The sequence below is a fragment of the Saccharothrix hoggarensis genome, assembly GCF_052936025.1.
Map to the genome: position 1 here is coordinate 4624274 of NZ_CP193624.1, position 17511 is coordinate 4641784.

Here is a 17511-nt window from a genome sequence, read left to right on the forward strand (position 1 = left end):
TACATCGTTGATACAACGTTGTAAAGCATCCGGTCGCTAGCATCCCGCAGCACCGTCGTCGGATGGAGGCAGTGGTTGGCCACGCTGAGAGACGTCGCCGCGCTCGCGGGCGTGTCGGTGAAAACGGTGTCCAACGTGGTCAACGGCCACGCGTTCGTCAAAGCCGAGAACCGCCGCCGGGTCGAGGAGGCCTTGGTGGCGACCGGCTACCGGCCCAACCTCGGCGCGCGCAACCTGCGGCGCGGTCGCACCGGTTTCCTGGCCCTGGTGCTGCCGGAACTGGACATCCCCTACTTCGCCGAGCTGGCCGCCCTGGTGCTCCGCGCCGCCCAGGCCCACGAGTGGAACGTGCTCATCGAGCAGACCTTCGGCACGCGCGAGGGCGAGCGCGCGACCCTCGCGTCCCTCGGCGCCCACCTGATCGACGGCGCCATCGTGAGCCCAGAAGCGTTGATGGAAGGCGACTTCGCCGCGCTCGCGCCGGGCATCCCCGTGGTCATGCTCGGCGAGCACACCGTGGACCTGCCGCTCGACCGCGTGGGCATCGACAACGTACGGGCCTCCGAAGAGGCCGTGCGGCACCTCGCATCCCTGGGGCGCACGCGGATCGCCGCCATCGGCGCGCACCCGCACCGCGACACGGCCGCGCAACGCCTCCAGGGCTACCGGTCGGCTCTCGCCGCGGCCGGGTTGCCGCCGCGCGACGACCTCGTGGCGACCGCCCTGAACTACCACCGCCGCGACGGCGCGGAGGCCATGGCCGCGCTGGCGGCCCTCCCCGACCCGCCGGACGCGGTGTTCTGCTTCAACGACCTGCTCGCCGTCGGCGCCCTGCGCACGGCCGCCGAACGCGGCCTCCGCGTGCCCGAGGACATCGCCGTGGTCGGCTTCGACAACACCGAGGAGGGCGCCTACGGCCGCCCGTCGCTGACCACCGTGGCCCCCGACAAGGCCGCCATCGCCGAGGCCGCCGTCCACCTCCTGCGCCGGCGCGTCGAGACGTCCGACCTGCCACCCGAGGACATCCGCACCCCGTTCCGCCTGGTGGTCAGGGAGAGCACCGCCGGCTGACCCCCAGCCGGAACGGCCACCTCACCGCCGACCGGACGGGGTCGAGCGCGTTCGCACGTCCCGCGAACCTCACCGCGACCGGGTCACCCCGGCGAGGTCGAGCAGGCGGACCATGTCGTGGAAGCCCTCGACGCACGCGGTGTGGACGGCGTTGTGGCGGTGAGAGGTCTGCGCGAACAGGAGCAGGAAGTACGGGTCGACCGCGTCCGGGTCGTCGACGCTCGCCTCGACCACCTCGCCGGTCACGACGTTCTCGAACCGGCAGTGCTCGCCGTGCTCGTCCGCCGTCCACGTGGCGCCGAACTCCTCGACCTCACCGTCGTGCCCGGCGCTGTCCGCGGTGGCGTGGAGACGTGCGACGAGCGCTCCGGCCCGGTGCCGGAACTCGGTGACGAGCCGGTCGAGGTCGCCGCGGAGCCGCACCGCCTCCGCCTCGGCGACGAGGCGCAGCACCACGAGCCGCGGTCCGCCGCCCGGCCCGCCCGGGGACGCGATGACGTGCAGGTCGTCCGGCAGCGCCGCCCGCAGCGCCCGTGCCACCCCGGACACCTCGGACATGTCCACAGCGGACTCGACCGGGAGCGTCAGCGGGCTCCCCCGCCGGACCCGCCGCCGGACCTCCTCCGGCGTGAGCTGCCCCCACGGCGAAACGTCCACGGCGACGAGCGTAGGCGACGGCGACCGCCGGTATCACCCGGTCGGGCGCCGGCATCGAGTGGTGGAGTCGCCGAACCCTGGAGGACCGAACCATGACCGACCACGAGCTGTGCCAGGCGCGGGCGGACGCCGGCCGCGCGAAGTCGCTGGCCGCGACCACCTCGCCGTTCACGATCGCCGTCCGCTTCCTCGGCGGGCTGAGCGACACGCAGATGGCCGCGTTCGCCGCCGCCGCCGACCTCTGGGTGGAGGTGATCGTGGGCGACCTGCCCGACGTCCTCGTGGACGGCGAGGTCGTCGACGACGTGCTGATCCTGGCCGAGGGGCGGGACATCGACGGCCCCGGCAAGGTCCTGGGCATGGCGGGCCCGACGCACGTGCGGCCGCGCGAGGCGGGCCCGTCGGCGTTCACCCCCGTCAAGGGCGTGATGCGGTTCGACACCGCCGACCTGGCCCGGATGGAGGCCACGGGCGTGCTCGGCGACGTCATCACCCACGAGATGGGCCACGTGCTGGGCATCGGCACGCTGTGGGACCTGAAAGGGTTGATCACCGGCGCGGGCACGGCCGACCCGCGGTTCACCGGCGCGGGCGCGATCGCCGAGTACCGCAAGCTGCGCGGCGGCACGTCCGACGAGCCGGTCCCGGTCGAGAACACCGGCGGTCCGGGCACGGCCGACGGCCACTGGCGCGAGCGCGTGTTCGGCGACGAGCTGATGACCGGCTTCGTCGGCGACGCGGGCAACCCGCTGAGCCGCCTGACCGCGGCCGCCCTCGGCGACTTCGGCTACGCCGTCGACGTGGACGCCGCCGACCACTACGCGCTGCCCACGCCGTCGACCGTCGCGGCGCTCCTCGCCGAGGCCCCGCCGGGCCACGACGTCGCGCGGCCCACGCCGGTCGTCCTGCCCGCGGCGAGCCTCGACGCGCGCTGACGGGCGACACCTCGCCGGACGCGCTGCCCCCGGCCCCGCCGGTCAGTAACCTGGGCCGGTCGAGCGGAGGGCGACGTGGACGTCACGGCAGTGCTGGCGGCAGCCGCGGGTGGGGACCAGGGGGCGTGGAACACGCTGGTCGAGCGGTACAACGGCCTCCTGTGGTCCATCGCCCGCGGCTACCGGCTGGGCGAGGCCGACGCCGCGGACGTCGTGCAGACGACCTGGGTCAGGCTGGTCGAGCACCTCGACCGGATCGACGACCCGGAGCGGCTCGCGTCGTGGCTGGCCACGACGGTCCGCCGGGAGTGCCTCCAGCTGATCAGGCGCACGGGCAGGCAGCGGCGCGCCGGCGACGACGAGTCGTTGGACGAGCTGCCCGACCCCGGACCCGCGCCGGACGAGTCGATCCTGGCCGACGAGCGCGACGCCGCGCTGTGGCGGACCCTCGCGGCCCTGCCGGAACGCTGCCAACGCCTGCTCCGCGTGCTGATGGCCTCACCGCCGCCCGCGTACGCCGAGGTGGCCGCCGCACTCGACATGCCGGTCGGCAGCATCGGCCCGACGCGTCAGCGCTGCCTGGGTCGGTTGCGCGAACTCGTGCGCGACGACGCGTTGCTCGGCGCGGACTGGACGGAGGACCGGTCGTGAACGACGACGAATTCCTGGAGCGCCTGCGGCGTGCCGCGGCCGCGGTGGACCCCGTGCCGGACCTCGTCACGCGTGGCGCGCAGGCCGCCCTGTCCACCCGGCGGGTGGACGAGGAGCTGGCGGAGCTGGTGGCGGACTCGGAGCTGCTCGCGGGCGGGCAGGTCCGCGCGGCGGACGACGACGTGCGGCTGCTGTCGTTCGAGGGCGCCGGGGTGTCGGTGGAGCTGCAGGTGGAGTACGCGGGCGGTCTGGTGTCCTTGCGCGGCCTGGTGTCCGGGGCGTCCGGCGAGGCCGTGGTGGAGGTGGCGGGCGAGCGCCGCGCCGCGCCGATCGACGAGGAGGGCTGGTTCGTCGCGTCGGGGCTACCGCGCGGCGCGACCCGCGTGCGGGTGACCGCCGTCGACGGGACGGCGGTCGTGACCCGCTGGACTTCGGTGTAGCGGCCGGGAGATCGGTGCCGGGGCGTGATGATCGGGACTGGCGACCACGTAAGGCCGCCAGTCCCGCTGCGATCGGCGAGGTCGAGCCAAGCGAAGGGGATCAGCCGGGCCGGGCGGTCAGGCGCTCCCGAGCCCTCTCACGAACGGCACGTCCCTGGGACCGTTGACGTCGAAGACCTCGACCTTCCCCGGCGGCGAGGCCAGCAGCTCGTCCGCGACGGCACGCGCGGTCCGGCCGTCGCCCATGCGCGCGGCGATCCAGCCGGTGACGGTGGCGGCGGCGAACGACGTGCCGCTCCAGATCGCCCAGCCGTGGTACCCCTCCGGGTAGCCCGGCTCGAAGTACGGGCCGACGACGTCCACGCCGCTCGCGTAGACCGAGACCCACGGCCCGTACCCGCTGAACGCCGCGACCGCCGGTTCGTCATCCGGGGTCGCCGCGCCCACCGCGAGGACCTTCGCGGGCTCCGGGTCCTCGACGCGCTCCCTGCGCAGCACGGTGCCCGCCGGGAACTGCACGCCCGACGTGCCCCGGTTGCCGGCGGCGCAGACCACGACGACGTCGGAGTCCAGCCTCCGCAAGGCGTTCTCGATGGCCCTCGGCGCGCTGTCCTCCCACGTGCTGCCCGAGAACGACAGGTTGATCAGCGTGACGCCCTCCGCGCGCAGCGCGTCGACGGCCGCCGCGACGGCCAGGTCCTCGACCTCGCCGGACGTCTTGTCGATCACGCCCTTCATGTGCACCACGGCGTTCGGCGCCTCCCGGACGACCAGGGCGGACACGAACGTGCCGTGCCCGGCGGAGCCCGTCGGGTTGCCCTCGGCGTCCCGGGCGACGGTGTCGACGTCGTCCGGGCCGTACTCCACGCGTCCCCGGAGGTACGGGTGCGGCTCGCCGTCGCGCTCCACGACCCCGACGTCGACCACGCCCACCCGCACCTGCTCGCCGGCGCCGACCGGCGGCGGTTCCGGCAGGGACTTGTCCGTCGGGCGCGGCCGCAGCAGGCCCCAGATGATGCGGTCGCACGTGAACACGTGGTTCGGGCTCACGCGCAGGCCCGTGCCGTGGCGCGCGCGCAGTTCGGCCAGCAGGTCCGGCACGGCTCGCCGGTCGGGTTCGCCGACGAACCGCAGCAGGGGACCGCGGCGGTCGGCGGCCCGATATCCGTGACCGGCCAGTTCCGATCGGATCAGGCCACAATCGTCGACGTGGACCAGCAGCTCGTCGGCGCGGTACTGGTAGCGGCTCATCCGCTGCCTCCCTCGAACGGGGTACTCGGTTCGCAGTCCAGATGCCCGGTCACCGCAAGCTGATACCACGGCAGGTCGGAGCGCAAATGGAACGGTCGGCCCTGGCCACGGCCTACGAGGCGGCGGACCTGGCGTTCGGCGACCCGGTCCGGGCGCGGGCGCTGGCCGAGGCCGCCCGCGCCGCCGCCGACGGGGACGTCGAGCCGGTCGCCGTGGCCGAGCAGGCGTTGGGGCTGGCGGCGCTGTCGGTCGGGCGGCTCGCCGACGCGGAACGCCACCTCCGGGCGGCGATCGGCACGGCCGACGGCGCGGGACTGGCCGAGAGCGCGGCCAAGGCGCGCGGCGTGCTCGGGTACGTCCTGACCCTGACCGGCCGCACGGGCGAGGGCCTGCGGGAGATGGACCGGGCGAGGCCGCTGCTGCGCGGACCGTCCGCCGCCCGCCTGCTGATGCAACGCGCGGTCGTGCTGACGGAGACCGGGCGGTTCGAGGACGCCGCCGCCGGGTTCTCCGACGCGCTGGACACCCTGCGCCGCGCCGGCGGCGACGCCCTGATCGAGGCCACCCTCCGCAACAACCGCAGCATCCTGCTGGCCCGGCTGGGCGACTGGCGGGGCGCGGAGGAGGATTTGCGTCGGGCGGAGGAGGTCTTCACCGCGACCGGCCACAGTGGACGGACGGCGATGGTGTACCAGAACCGGGGGCTGGCGGCGACGGTCCGCGGCGACGTGCCGGCCGCGTTGGCCGCCTACGACGAGGCGGCGCGCCGGTACCGCGCGGCGGGGACCGACCAGGGGCTGCTGCCGGTCGAACGGGCCGAGGTGCTGCTGTCGGTGCGCCTGGTCGCCGAGGCGCGGCAGGCGGCGACCGCGGCGGTGGCCGCCTACGCGCGGCGGCGCAACGCCGTGGACCTGGTGCAGGCGCGGCTCCTGCTGGCCAAGGTCGCGTTGCTGGAGGGCGATCCGCGCGCCGCGTTGCGCGAGGCGCGGCGGGCCGGGCGGTCGGCGTCACGGCAGGGTCGGCCGGGCTGGGCCGCGTTGGCGGGTTTCCTGGTGCTGCGCGCCCGCTGGGACCTCGGCCTCCGCGACGCGGCGACCCTCCGGTCGGGCACGCGCACCGTGGCCGCGCTGACCGCGGCGGGCTGGGTCGTCGCCGCGTTGGACGCCCGGTTGATCGTGGCGCGGTTGGCGATGGAGCTGGGCCGGTCGGCGATCGCACGCCGCGAGCTGACGGCGGCGACGCGCTCGGGCCGCACCGGACCGGCCGAGGTGCGGGCCCGTGCCTGGCACGCCTTGGCGTTGCTGCGACTGCAGGACGGCGACCGGCACGGCGCGGATTCCGCGCTGCGGGCCGGTGTCCGGGTGCTCGACCGGTTCCGCGCGGGCCTGGGCGCGACGGAGCTGCGCGCGCACGCCTCGGGCCACGCCGACGAGCTGACCGCGCTGGGGCTCCGGCTCGCCGTGGAGTCGGGCCGGGCCGAGTCGGTGCTGCGGTGGGCGGAACGACGGCACGCCTGCGCGTTGCGGCTGCCGCCGGCGCGACCGCCGGACGACGTCGCGCTGGCCGCGGACCTGGCCCGGTTGCGCCAGGTCGTGGTCGACCTCGCGGCGCCGAACCGCGACCCGCTCCCCCTGCTGCGCCGCCAGGCCGAGCTGGAGGAAGCGGTCCGCGACCGGGCCCGGCACGCCGCCGGGGTACTCGCGCCCGACGCCGACGCGCTGCCGTCCGCCGCCCGGCTCGGCGCGGCACTGGGCCAAGCCGCCCTGGTGGAGTACCTCGACGTGGCCGGTCGCCTGCACGCCGTCGTGGTCGTGGACGGGAGGGTCCGGCTGCACGGGCTCGCCGCGGTCGCCGACGTCGAGCGCCGCCTCGGCGAGCTGCGGTTCGGCCTGCGCCGCCTGGCCCACGAGCTGGGTTCCGCCACGACGTTCACCGCGCTCGTCGAGCGGACCGCGCTCCGGCTCGACGCGCAGCTGCTGGAACCGCTGCGGCCGTGGGTCGGCGACCGGCCGCTCGTGGTCGTGCCGACGGGGCCGCTGCACGAGCTGCCGTGGCCGATCCTGCCGAGCTGCCTGGGCCGTCCCGTGTCCGTGGCGCCGTCCGCCGCCCTGTGGCACCGCGCGGCGACCGCCGAACCCACCGGCGACGGCCGACGCGTGGTCGTGGCCGGCCCGGACCTCCCGCACGCGGCGGCCGAGGTGGCGGCGCTGGCCCGGCGCCACCCCGACGCCCGCCGCCTCACCGGCCGCACCGCGCGGGTGGACGACGTGATCACCGCCCTGGACGGCGCGGAACTCGGCCACATCGCGGCCCACGGCCGGTTCCGCGCCGACAACCCGCTGTTCTCCGAGCTGCGCCTGGCCGACGGCCCGCTCACCGCCTACGACCTCGAACGCCTCGCCCGGCCGCCGCGCCGGATCGTGCTGTCCGCGTGCGACTCGGGCCGGTCGGCCGTCCACCCCGGTGACGAGGTGCTGGGCCTGGCCTCCGTGCTGCTGGCCCTCGGCACGACCACGCTCGTCGCCACCGCCGTCCCCGTGCCGGACCGCGCCAGCCGGCCCCTGATGCTCCGCTTCCACCGCCTGCTCGACGACGGGCTGACCCCGTCACGGGCCTTGGCCGCGGCACAGCGGGACCTGTACCACCGAGGTCCCCCGGCCGACCGCGTCGCCACCATAGGCTTCGTCTGCTACGGCGCGGGTTGACCGGGCGCGGGCGAATCGCTCGCCGCGCCCGCCGACCGGCCCTCAGATCGTCCCGGTGATGGTGGACTTAATGGCGAGCGCGGCGCCGGACCGGGCCCACTCGCTGAAGTCGAACGGCTGCACGTCGAGCTCGATCAGGTCCGGGTCGTCCTCGTAGGTGTCCTCGATGCCGTCGTGCACCAGCCGTGACGCCACCTCGTACAGCGGCAGGCCGTCCCCGGTCAGCACCACCTTCTCGGGGTCGATGACGTTCGCGACGGTGCCGATCAGCACGCCCAGCGCGTACCCGGCGTCGTCGAACACCCGCCGGGCCTCCGGGTCGCCGGCGCGGACCCTCGCCAACGCCTCGTCGTACGTGGGCCGGCCGGTGAGCCGGCGCATCATCACGTGGGTCATCAGGTAGCTGGAGGCGCATCCGCGCCGGCCGCAGCCGCACTCCGGGCCGTTCGCGTCGACCAGCGTGTGGCTGAAGTGCGGTGGCAGGCCGTGCGAACCCGCCACCAGCCCGCCGTTGACGATCAGCCCCGTGCCGACGCCCGCGCCGACGGTGATCACCGCCAGCGACCCCAGGCCGGCGCCCGGCCCGAACCAGTGGACGGCCGCGGTGAGGGCCTGCACGTCGTTGTCGACCGCGGTGGGGACGCCGGTCGCCCCGGCCACCTCCGCCTTGAGCGGCACGTCGACCCAGTGCAGGAACTCGTGGCGCGCGACCAGGCCGTCGAGCACGATCCCGCCCAGCGTCACGCCGATGCCCGTGACGCCGGGGAACCGGGCCGCGACGTCCGCGATCTGGGCGACGACCTCGGCGGGGTCGTGGGACCGCAACGGCTCCTCGGCCGTGGCGACCGGTGTCGCGGTCAGGTCGGTGACGGTGGCGAAGAGCCGTTCGGCGGTCAGCTTCACGCCGAGGAAGTGGTGGGCCGCGCCCCGCACGTGCAGCATCTCCGACGGTCGACCGGCGGAGGGCCGCGGTCGGGTGTCGCCCTCGACCAGCAGCCCCGCCAGCACCAGGGCCTTGGTCACGCGGGTGAGGGTCGGTCGGGACAGGCGCAGCCGCGCGGCGATCTCGGCCCGCGACAGGGGCCCGTGGATCAGCACTTCCAGCAGGACGTCCCGCGCGACCTCGGGCAGGTTCGGCCACGGCGAGGCGGGGCCGGGTTCCGGGGTCGTCGACCGCAGGCGCCGAGCCCCGCCGGCGCTCCCGACCGGAACCGTGCTTGCCGCCGCCGTTGGCGTCGCTCCGGGCATGTCCTGTTTTCCTCCGTCGGGGGACTCCCGAAACACGGCGTGTTCCTGGGATCGCTCCCACATCCATCGTCCCGCAAATGATTACGCAGCGCTACCACCAACCGACCTGTAACCACCCTAACCGACGGAACGGTCGACCGGTGCTCGCACACGTCGATCAGCCGACCCTGGCCTCCACGCCGCGAACGGACTACAGCACAGGCGGCACCAAGAGGAACGCGTTCACCACATCGGCCTCCGCAAATGGCGACAACAGCACTGGTCACTCGCTTGCTTCGACAGTTCTTGACTTCCGCGCGACGCCGGCCCTACCGTGGGCGCTTAAGTTCCACCGGGAAACTAATCGCATTCCCACCGGGCACCACCTCTCGTCCGACCGTGTCGAACCCGGCCCGGTCGGACGAGCAACGCTCCGAGTCGCGTCGCGTGCCGATCACTGAGCGACACTACGACTGGGAGCGCTCCCAGCTACACCACCGGCTGGGGCGCACAACCGACAGGTCAGTCGACTCAATGAGGTGTCGAAAGAGCATGAGAAGGAAAATCGCCACGATCGCCGCCGCGCTGCTCGTCGCGGCTGGCTTCGGGACCACGGCGCTGTCCCAAGCCCAGGAAGCGCCGGAAGCGGCGGTGGGCCTGCACATCCGCGGCACCGACATCGTCGAGGCCAACGGGCAGCCGTTCATCATGCGCGGGGTCAACCACCCGCACGTCTGGTACACCGGCCGGACGAACTCGTTCGCCGACGTCAAGGCGCTGGGCTCCAACACCGTGCGCGTCGTCCTGGGCACCGGCAAGCGCTGGGGACCGTCCACCGACACCGCCGCGGTGATCGAGCTGTGCAAGCAGAACCGGATGATCTGCGTGCTGGAGGTGCACGACACCACCGGGTACGGCGAGGAGGCCGCCGCCGCGTCCCTCGACGAGGCGGTCGACTACTGGATCAGCCAGAAGAGCGCCCTGGTCGGCCAGGAGAACCACGTCGTCATCAACATCGGCAACGAGCCGATCGGCAACACCAACGCCGCCCAGTGGACCGACGCCACGGTCAACGCGGTCAAGAAGATGCGCGCCAACGGTTTCCAGCACCTGCTGATGATCGACGGGCCGAACTGGGGCCAGGACTGGCAGCACATCATGCGGGCCAACGCGCAGAAGGTCTTGGACGCCGACACCCAGCGCAACACCGTGCTGTCGATCCACATGTACTCGGTCTACAACTCGCCTTCCACCATCGTGGACTACCTCGACCACTTCAAGGCCAACAACTGGCCGCTCGTCATCGGCGAGTTCGGCTGGAAGTTCGCCCCGAACGAGGTGGACCACGAGACGATCCTGGCCGAGGCGCAGGCACGGGGCCTCGGCTACCTCGCCTGGTCGTGGAGCGGCAACTCCGACCCGATCCTCGACATGGCCCTCGAGTTCGACCCCAACCGCCTGACCACGTGGGGTGAGCGCATCTTCCACGGCGCCAACGGCATCAAGGCCACGTCGAAGGAAGCCACCATCTTCGGCGGCGGCACCACCACAACGACCACGACCACCACCACGACGACGACCACGACCACGACGACCACCGACCCCGGCGGCAGCCTCCGCTGCACCGCCACCTACCGCATCGTCAACCAGTGGCCGGGCGGCTTCCAGGGCGAGGTCCGCGTCACCGCGGGCACGGCGGCCATCAAGAGCTGGAAGGTCGACTGGACCTACGCCGACGGCCAGGCCGTCACCAACGCCTGGAACGCCACCGTCACCACCAGCGGGTCCAGCGTGAGCGCCCGCAACGCGAGCTACAACGGCACCCTCGCCGCCGGCACGAGCACCACGTTCGGGTTCACGGGCACGTCGCGCGCCACCAACAGCGCGCCGACGGCCTCCTGCACCGCCGGCTGATCGGCCCACCTCCACCGTGCGGACGTCGGGCGCCCCCGGTCCGACGTCCGCACGTGGGCCGACAGCACCGTGGCGCGACGGCCGAGGCCGCCGCGCCACGTTCGCGGGTCGTGGTGCTCGGAGGATGACGTTCCCGTCCGGGGGGACGGCGGTCAGCTCACCGTGATGTTGGAGTTGCCGCTGCTCTGGTAGCCCTCGGTCGCCATGATCATGTAGTAGCGGAAGCTGCCGAGGGTCATCCCGGCGCGGGCCCACGCGTCGAAGTGGTTGCCGGTGGTGATGGTGCCGCCGGTCTTCTTCGCGGTGCGGACGCTCCAGAACTGCGAGAACGTCTTCGTGCCCTCGACGGAAGGCGCGTTGTACCGGGTCGTGTGGTAGATGTCGTACGTGCCGCCGTCACTGGTGACGGAACCGCGGCGCGTCCCGGTGGGCCGGTACGTGCCCCAGTTGTCGACGATGTAGTACTCGACGAGCGGGTTCGACGTCCAGCCGTAGAGGCACAAATAGCCGTTGCCGGACGGGTTGAAGCTGCCCGAGTAGCGCACGGTCCGGCGGCTGCCGGTGCTCCAGCCCTTTCCGGCGACGAAGTTCCCGGTGTTGCGCCACGAGGTGCTGTATTGACCGCCGTTGCCCATCGTCATCGAGACGGTGCCGTTGGCGTCGGTCCAGAACGAGTAGTAGTACCCGCTGTGGGTTCCGGTCTGGTTCGTGGTGACGGTCTGGGCGTGCGCGGTACCGGGCAGGATGAGCCCGGTCGTGGCCAGGGCCAGGGAACCCGCGCCGCCGAGGAACAGTCGGCGGCTGATCGAGCGGTTGGGGGCGCCGTCCATTTCGAGGGCGTCGTCCATACCGCGGGCGTCGTCCATGTGGATGCTTCCTCCTCATTGAGGCTGGCAAAGGGGCCAGGCAGCGTGGTAGACAACCGGGCAGTTCCGCCGACGGCCCGGAAATGGCCGTCAAGCGCTTTGGGTGACCCGGACCTGCATCGGTTGCGGTCTGTCGATGCAGTCAGTGTTCGGCCGACTCCGGCGGGTTGTCAATAATTATCGCAACCTTGCGAAAGGTTGCCGCAAGATTTCGAAATACTTGCGGTCGGGTGATTTCCGGTGGAATACCCGGTGCGAATGCGGACGGAAACCGAGCGCCAGGTGAACGGACTGCCGGCACGTCGCCGCGCGCCGTTGTTACCGTGGCGCATGGCCGTCGAAATCCCCGCGGTGGCGCTGGGTCGCCGCGAGCAGCTCCGCGACTTCCTCCGCACCTGCCGGGCCCGGCTCACCCCGCGTGACGTCGGCCTCGTCGCGACGGGCAGGCGGCGCACACCGGGGCTGCGCCGCGAGGAGGTCGCCGCGCTCGCGGGCGTCGGCGTGTCCTGGTACACGTGGCTCGAACAGGGCCGCGACATCACCGTCTCGGCGGACGTGCTCGACGCGATCAGCCGGGCCCTGCGGCTGAGCGACCTCGAACGCGCCCACCTCTACCTGCTCGCCGGGCTCAACCCGCCCCGCGTCGGCGGCGCGCGCGGTGCGGAGGTCACGCCGGAGCTGCGGCGCCTGGTCGACGCGTGGACGCCGCGTCCGGCGATCCTGCGCGACCGGTACTGGAACCTGCTCGCGATCAACGACGCCACCCGCACCGCGTTCGGCTACGACGACAGCGACCACAACTGCCTGATCTCGTTCTTCACCAACGCCCGGTACCGCGGCATGCACGTCCACTGGTCGGCGATCGCGCCGGTCGTCGTCGCCGCCTTCCGCGCGTGCGCCGCGCACTACCCCGACGACCCGGAGTACGGCCGCGTCGTCGACCGGCTCAGCGCCGTGAGCCCCGAGTTCACCGAGCTGTGGGCACGTCACGAGGTGGCCGCGGCGGGCCAGGCGGTGAAGGCGGTGCGCCACCCCGAGGCCGGCGAGCTCGTCTTCGACCTGACGACCCTGTCCGTCACCGACCGCCCGGACTGGTTCCTGGAGCTGTACAACCCGCAGCCGGGCACCGGCGAGCGGCTGGAACGCCTGCTCCGCGCCAACCCGGCCGCCTGACCGCCCCACCCGACCGCCCCGCCTGGCCGCCTGCCTGACCGCCCCGCCAACCCGGCCGCATGACCGCCCCGCATGACCGCCCCGCGAAGCCACCCGCGAAGCCACCCGCCGGAAGGTGGTGGTGCCGCTCCCAGGTTGAGCACGCACTGGTTGGCCCCGGCGCGCGTCGGCACGCTAACCCCATGACGCACAGCACTTCCCGCTTCGACGACAAGGTCGCGCTCATCACCGGCGGCACGAGCGGCATGGGGTTGGTCGCCGCGCGGAGGTTCCTCGCCGAGGGAGCGCACGTGGTCGTCACCGGACGCGACAAGACCCGGCTGGACGCCGCGGTGGAGGACCTGGCCGGCGGCGACCGCGTCCTCGCCGTGCGCGCCGACGTGGCCGACCTGGCCGACCTCGACGCGCTGGTGGAGGCGATCCGCGACCGGCACGGACGGCTGGACGTGGTCTTCGCCAACGCGGGCGTCGCGTCGTTCGGGCCGAGCGACGACGTCACCGGGGCGGAGTTCGACCGCGTGGTGGACATCAACTTCAAGGGTGTCTTCTTCACCATCCAGAAGGCGCTCCCCCTGCTGCCCGACCACGCCGCGATCGTGATCAACGCGTCGTGGACGCTGCACCGCGGCCTGCCCGGCGCGGCCGTCTACGCGGCGACCAAAGCGGCCGTGCACAACCTCGCGCACACCTTCGCGGCCGAACTCGCGCCCAGGCGCATCCGGGTCAACTCGGTCAGCCCCGGCTACATCGAGACGCCGATGTTCCACGACAACGTCTCCCCCGAGGCCCAGGCGGAGGTCGTCGCCGCCGTGGCCGCCGGTCGCATCGGCACCGCCGAGGACGTCGCCGACGCGGTCGCGTTCCTCGCTTCCGACGAGGCGTCCTACGTCAACGGCCAGGACCTGGTCATCGACGGCGGCCTGGTCGCCGCACTGCCCGCGGCGCACCGGTAACCGCGGCCGGTGCACGGCGAGAGCACGGGGCACCCGCCGGCCCGACCCTCACCGGGCACCAACCCCCGACGTCGCCACGGCGGCACGCACGCGCACGGCCGGACCCAGCGCCAGTTGGCCCACCGCCGCGACCAGGCACAGCACCAGGCAGGTGGTCCACAGCACCGGGGCGCCCAGCACGAGCAGCTGCGTGCCGCCGAGCGGCGCGAGGAAGGCCGCGAGGCCCCACGCCGTGCCGTACGCGCCGTTGTAGCGGCCGCGCAGGTGCGCGGGCGCGAGGTCCGCCACCACGGCCGCGCCGACCGAGTGCACCAGCACCTCGCCGAGCGTCCACACCACCATGCACAGCGCGTAGCCCGGCGTGGTGGACGCCAGCGCCGTGGCCCCGGTGCCGACGCCGAGCACGGCCATCCCCGCGGCGAGCAGCCGCGACCGGTCGAACCCGCCGAGCCGGTGCCCGATGACCGGCTGCACCACCACGACGACGATGCCGTTGACGGCCATCACCAGGCCGTACGCGGCGGGCGACAGGCCGTCCTCGCGCATGGCCAGCGGCAGGGTCGCGAGCGACTGGAGGAACGCGAACGCCACCAGCACCGTCACCAGGACGACGCCGAGCATCACGCGGTCGCGCGGCACGTCGAGCATGCGGCCCGGTTCGCCGCCGCCCGCGCGCCGTCCTCCGGTCTCCGGCACGGCCCGCCACACGAGCACCGCGAACAGCGCGCACGTGCCGGCGTCGACCCAGAACAGCGGCAGGAACCCCGCCCGCGCCAACGTCCCGCCGAGCACCATGGCCACCGAGAAGCCGAGGTTGACCGCCCACAGCAGCAGCCCGAAGGCGCGCGGCCGGTCGTCCGGGTCCACGAGGTCGGCGACGACGGCCTGCACCGCGGGCCGGAACACGTCCAGCACCAGGCCGAGCAGCAGCGCCAACGCCAACAGCACCGCCACGTCGGTCGCGTAGCCGACGCCGACCATGGTCGCCGCCGTGGCCAGCAGACCTCCGGCGAGCGTGGCGCGTCGGCCGACGCGGTCGGCCAGGACTCCGCCGATGAGCGGGGAGAACACCTGGCCGACGCCGACGAGCGCCAGCACCGCGCCCGCTTCGGTGACCGAGAGGCCGCGGTCGGCCGTCAGGTACAGCGCCAGGAACGGCACCACCATCGTGCCGAGCCGGTTGGCCAGGGTGCCCGCCCACACCACCCAGAACGGCCGGGGCAGCCCGCCCAGCCGGACCCGGAGGAACCCCGGCGGCGCGGCCGTCACCCGACCGCTCCCCGGTAGGAGCTGAACGGCTTCGTGAGCGCGCGCACCCGGCTCTCCTCGCCGACGACGCCGACCGCGAACACGTCGACGTCGGCCGCGGTCGAGCGGGCCACCAGCTCCCGGTACTCCTCGAAGCTGTTGCTCAGCTCCCGGCCCTTGGCGCTGAACGCCGCGTGCGGCAGCCCTTCGTCGACGGCGGCGGCGAGCAGCTTCTCGACCTGGCCGGGGCGTCCCGTCAGGACCACCGTGTCGAACCGGATGCCCGCGTGGCGCACGCCGTCGAGCCCCACGACGCCGCCGGCGGCGTACAGCCGGGGTTCGAGGTGCGCGAGCTGTCCCATCAGGATCGCGGCCGCGTTGGCCGCGGCGGCGGGTTCCAGCCGCTTGTGCACGACGATGGCGGCGCGCAGGGTCGGTGACTCGGTCAACTCGGTTCCTTCCTGGCGAACACGACGAAACTCATGGGGGTCCCCGCGGACAGCGTCCGCACGGTCCTCATGCCGTAGCCGTCGGCGGCGATCCGGTTGGTCACCGCGCACGCGCGGCCCGGGTGCTCCACGGCCTGCTTGCAGGCGGCGCTGTTGGACGTCGACGTGCGGACCTCGCCGACCCGGCACGGCAACCCTCCACGAGCGCCCTGGTCGCCGGGTGGTGGTAGAGCACGTCGAACTCGTCGGAGTCCGCCGCCCCGTCCGCGGCCCCGGCGGGAACGGCGAAGACCATGTCCGGCAACGTGCTGAGGAACGTGTCGACGGCGCGGAGTTCGGGGTTGAAGAAGAACTTCCGGATGTCCGGGTACGCCGACGGCACGAGCAGCACGTCGTGGTCACCCGCGAGGACCCGTTCGGCGGCCAGTTCGAAGCGCGGATAGCCGACCACGGAGGCGACCCGGTTGCGCGCCCAGCGCCGGCCGACGATCACCGAGCAGGTGAGGCCGGACGGCTCGTCGGCGAGCGTGGCCAGCGAGCGGTATTGCGGTGAGTACGTGAGGTCTTCCTGGTAAGCGATCACTGTTCCCCCCAACAGGTGAAGTCATGCCAGTTCGTAGAAGCCGACGCCGTCCAGGTAGCGCAGGGTGCCCAGATCGCGTTGGACGATCTCGTCCACCTCGTGCATGAAGGTGACGATGACCGGGTAGGTGGTGTCGTCGACGGTGCGGCGCAGCCGGTCGCCGGGACGGGTCAGCTCCCACAGCTCGTGGAAGCTCTCCAGCGCCCGGACCCGGTCGATGGCGGTGTAGCGGCGCAGGGTGCCCTCGACCGGCGAGATGAGCGCGGCCCACGAGAAGTGGCGCCGGACCTCGTAGTCCTCGCCGCGCCGGGCGTGGAAGCGGTCCGGGCGCAGCGCGGCGTCGACCACCCAGTCCAGTTGGGAATCCCCGGTGGCCAGCCGCGCGTAGTGCGGCAGGTCACCGCCGGAGACGCGCGCCCCGACCTCGATCAGGCACGGCCCGTCGGGGCCGAGCTTCAGCTCCGCGTGCGCCGCGCCGTGCCGGATGCCGACGGCGTCGAGCACGGCGAAGGCGTAGTCCACCACCTCGTCGTGGCGGGGGCCGCGGCGCGGCACGAGGTAGCACGCGCCGGACAGGTCGGTGATCCCGTTGACGGAGAACCGCCGGCTCCGCCAGAGGTCGCACACGTGGTGCGCCCCGTCGCGGCTGACGGTGTTGACGATGAACTCGGCGCCGACCAGGTACTCCTGCGCCACGACGACGTCGTTGGCCTCGGAGAACACGTTCTGCCGCGCGGTGATCGCGTCGAGCGCCGCCGCCGACTGCTCCGGCGTGTCGCAGAAGGACACACCGTCGCCGCCCGCGCTGCGCACCGGCTTGACCACCACGCGCCCGCCGGTGGCGCGGTGCCAGGCGGCCAGCTCGTCGCGGTCACCGGTGCGGATCTGGCGCGCCGCGCGCAACCCGGCGGCCCGCACCGCCTCGACCATCGCGTGCTTGTCGCGGCGGGCCGCCCGGGACGCCGTGCCGTTGTGGGGCACTCCCAGCGCCTCGCCCAGCACGTCGGCGAACGCCACGCCGTACTCGCCGCCGGGCACCACGGCCACCGGCCGGTACGGCTCCAGCGCGGCGACCGTCCGGCCCAGGTCGCCGTCGTGGACGACGTTGTCCCGGTAGTGCTCCCACGTCGGCGTCGACGTCCGGTACACCCCCGGCGGCTCGGGCGCGCTCTGCACCCGCACGCACTCGGCCCCCGCCGCGAGGAACGCGGGCGCGAGGTGGCGTGCCGTCTGCGGCACGCCGTGATCCGCCGTCTCGTACGTGTCCACGAGCACGACGACGGCACGCTGATCTGCCACTGGATCCCCCCGAATCCCGCCGGGCACCCCCCAGTGACTCTGCCCGGTCGGAGGACACCGTAACCAACGGTTCTCCGCCGGCCCACCCA

The 17511-nt window shown here is 73.5% G+C and carries 16 protein-coding genes; 8 read left to right on the forward strand and 8 right to left on the reverse strand.

Annotated elements, in window-relative coordinates; genetic code table 11:
- The first annotated feature begins 75 nt into the window (after window positions 1-75).
- Window positions 76-1071: a LacI family DNA-binding transcriptional regulator gene (locus ACRAKH_RS20855; protein ID WP_380725030.1), complete on the forward strand. Its 996-nt coding sequence runs from the start codon at window positions 76-78 to the stop codon at window positions 1069-1071.
- Between the two features lie 69 nt (window positions 1072-1140).
- Here the strand turns inward: ACRAKH_RS20855 and ACRAKH_RS20860 are convergent, their stop codons facing one another.
- Window positions 1141-1728, reverse strand: coding sequence for a hypothetical protein (locus ACRAKH_RS20860; RefSeq protein WP_380725029.1), 588 nt, complete (start codon window positions 1726-1728; stop codon window positions 1141-1143).
- Window positions 1729-1820: 92 nt separating this feature from the next.
- Between ACRAKH_RS20860 and ACRAKH_RS20865 the strand changes: the two genes are divergently transcribed.
- From ACRAKH_RS20865 to ACRAKH_RS20875, 3 genes are all read left to right on the forward strand, one after another.
- Complete coding sequence (locus ACRAKH_RS20865) at window positions 1821-2663, forward strand: leishmanolysin-related zinc metalloendopeptidase (RefSeq protein ID WP_380725028.1); 843 nt, start codon at window positions 1821-1823, stop codon at window positions 2661-2663.
- Between the two features lie 75 nt (window positions 2664-2738).
- Window positions 2739-3314 carry an RNA polymerase sigma factor gene (locus ACRAKH_RS20870; protein WP_380725027.1) on the forward strand — a complete coding sequence of 192 codons (576 nt, stop codon included), beginning with the start codon at window positions 2739-2741 and terminating at the stop codon, window positions 3312-3314.
- Window positions 3311-3754: a hypothetical protein gene (locus tag ACRAKH_RS20875; RefSeq protein WP_380725026.1), complete on the forward strand. Its 444-nt coding sequence runs from the start codon at window positions 3311-3313 to the stop codon at window positions 3752-3754. The genes ACRAKH_RS20870 and ACRAKH_RS20875 overlap by 4 nt, the downstream gene beginning before the upstream one ends.
- A gap of 117 nt (window positions 3755-3871) precedes the next feature.
- Here the strand turns inward: ACRAKH_RS20875 and ACRAKH_RS20880 are convergent, their stop codons facing one another.
- Window positions 3872-5005, reverse strand: coding sequence for a S8/S53 family peptidase (locus ACRAKH_RS20880; RefSeq protein ID WP_380725025.1), 1134 nt, complete (start codon window positions 5003-5005; stop codon window positions 3872-3874).
- Between the two features lie 86 nt (window positions 5006-5091).
- On the opposite strand from ACRAKH_RS20880, the gene ACRAKH_RS20885 reads away from it, so the two are divergent.
- Window positions 5092-7710 carry a CHAT domain-containing protein gene (locus ACRAKH_RS20885; protein ID WP_447009203.1) on the forward strand — a complete coding sequence of 873 codons (2619 nt, stop codon included), beginning with the start codon at window positions 5092-5094 and terminating at the stop codon, window positions 7708-7710.
- 42 nt (window positions 7711-7752) lie between these two features.
- Here ACRAKH_RS20885 and ACRAKH_RS20890 read toward each other — a convergent pair whose 3' ends face one another.
- A complete protein-coding gene (locus ACRAKH_RS20890; RefSeq protein ID WP_380725371.1) occupies window positions 7753-8958 on the reverse strand; it encodes an ROK family transcriptional regulator in 1206 nt (401 codons plus the stop codon).
- Between the two features lie 531 nt (window positions 8959-9489).
- On the opposite strand from ACRAKH_RS20890, the gene ACRAKH_RS20895 reads away from it, so the two are divergent.
- Window positions 9490-10851, forward strand: a complete 1362-nt coding sequence (locus tag ACRAKH_RS20895) for a cellulase family glycosylhydrolase (RefSeq protein ID WP_380725369.1) — start codon at window positions 9490-9492, stop codon at window positions 10849-10851.
- 152 nt (window positions 10852-11003) lie between these two features.
- Here ACRAKH_RS20895 and ACRAKH_RS20900 read toward each other — a convergent pair whose 3' ends face one another.
- Window positions 11004-11717: a glycoside hydrolase family 11 protein gene (locus ACRAKH_RS20900; protein WP_380725367.1), complete on the reverse strand. Its 714-nt coding sequence runs from the start codon at window positions 11715-11717 to the stop codon at window positions 11004-11006.
- A 330-nt stretch (window positions 11718-12047) separates the two neighbouring features.
- Between ACRAKH_RS20900 and ACRAKH_RS20905 the strand changes: the two genes are divergently transcribed.
- Together ACRAKH_RS20905 and ACRAKH_RS20910 are read left to right on the forward strand one after the other, a co-directional pair.
- On the forward strand, window positions 12048-12890 hold the full coding sequence (locus ACRAKH_RS20905) for a helix-turn-helix transcriptional regulator (protein WP_380725365.1): 843 nt from the start codon (window positions 12048-12050) through the stop codon (window positions 12888-12890).
- A gap of 182 nt (window positions 12891-13072) precedes the next feature.
- Window positions 13073-13843, forward strand: a complete 771-nt coding sequence (locus ACRAKH_RS20910) for a glucose 1-dehydrogenase (RefSeq protein WP_380725363.1) — start codon at window positions 13073-13075, stop codon at window positions 13841-13843.
- Window positions 13844-13891: 48 nt separating this feature from the next.
- Here the strand turns inward: ACRAKH_RS20910 and ACRAKH_RS20915 are convergent, their stop codons facing one another.
- The 4 genes from ACRAKH_RS20915 to ACRAKH_RS20930 form a co-directional block, all read right to left on the reverse strand.
- On the reverse strand, window positions 13892-15112 hold the full coding sequence (locus tag ACRAKH_RS20915; protein WP_380725361.1) for an MDR family MFS transporter: 1221 nt from the start codon (window positions 15110-15112) through the stop codon (window positions 13892-13894).
- On the reverse strand, window positions 15109-15540 hold the full coding sequence (locus ACRAKH_RS20920) for a DUF2000 family protein (RefSeq protein ID WP_380725359.1): 432 nt from the start codon (window positions 15538-15540) through the stop codon (window positions 15109-15111). The genes ACRAKH_RS20915 and ACRAKH_RS20920 overlap by 4 nt, the downstream gene beginning before the upstream one ends.
- A 100-nt stretch (window positions 15541-15640) precedes the next feature.
- A complete protein-coding gene (locus ACRAKH_RS20925) occupies window positions 15641-16123 on the reverse strand; it encodes a hypothetical protein (RefSeq protein ID WP_380725357.1) in 483 nt (160 codons plus the stop codon).
- A gap of 21 nt (window positions 16124-16144) precedes the next feature.
- Window positions 16145-17422, reverse strand: a complete 1278-nt coding sequence (locus tag ACRAKH_RS20930) for an ATP-grasp domain-containing protein (protein ID WP_380725355.1) — start codon at window positions 17420-17422, stop codon at window positions 16145-16147.
- Window positions 17423-17511: the final 89 nt, after the last annotated feature.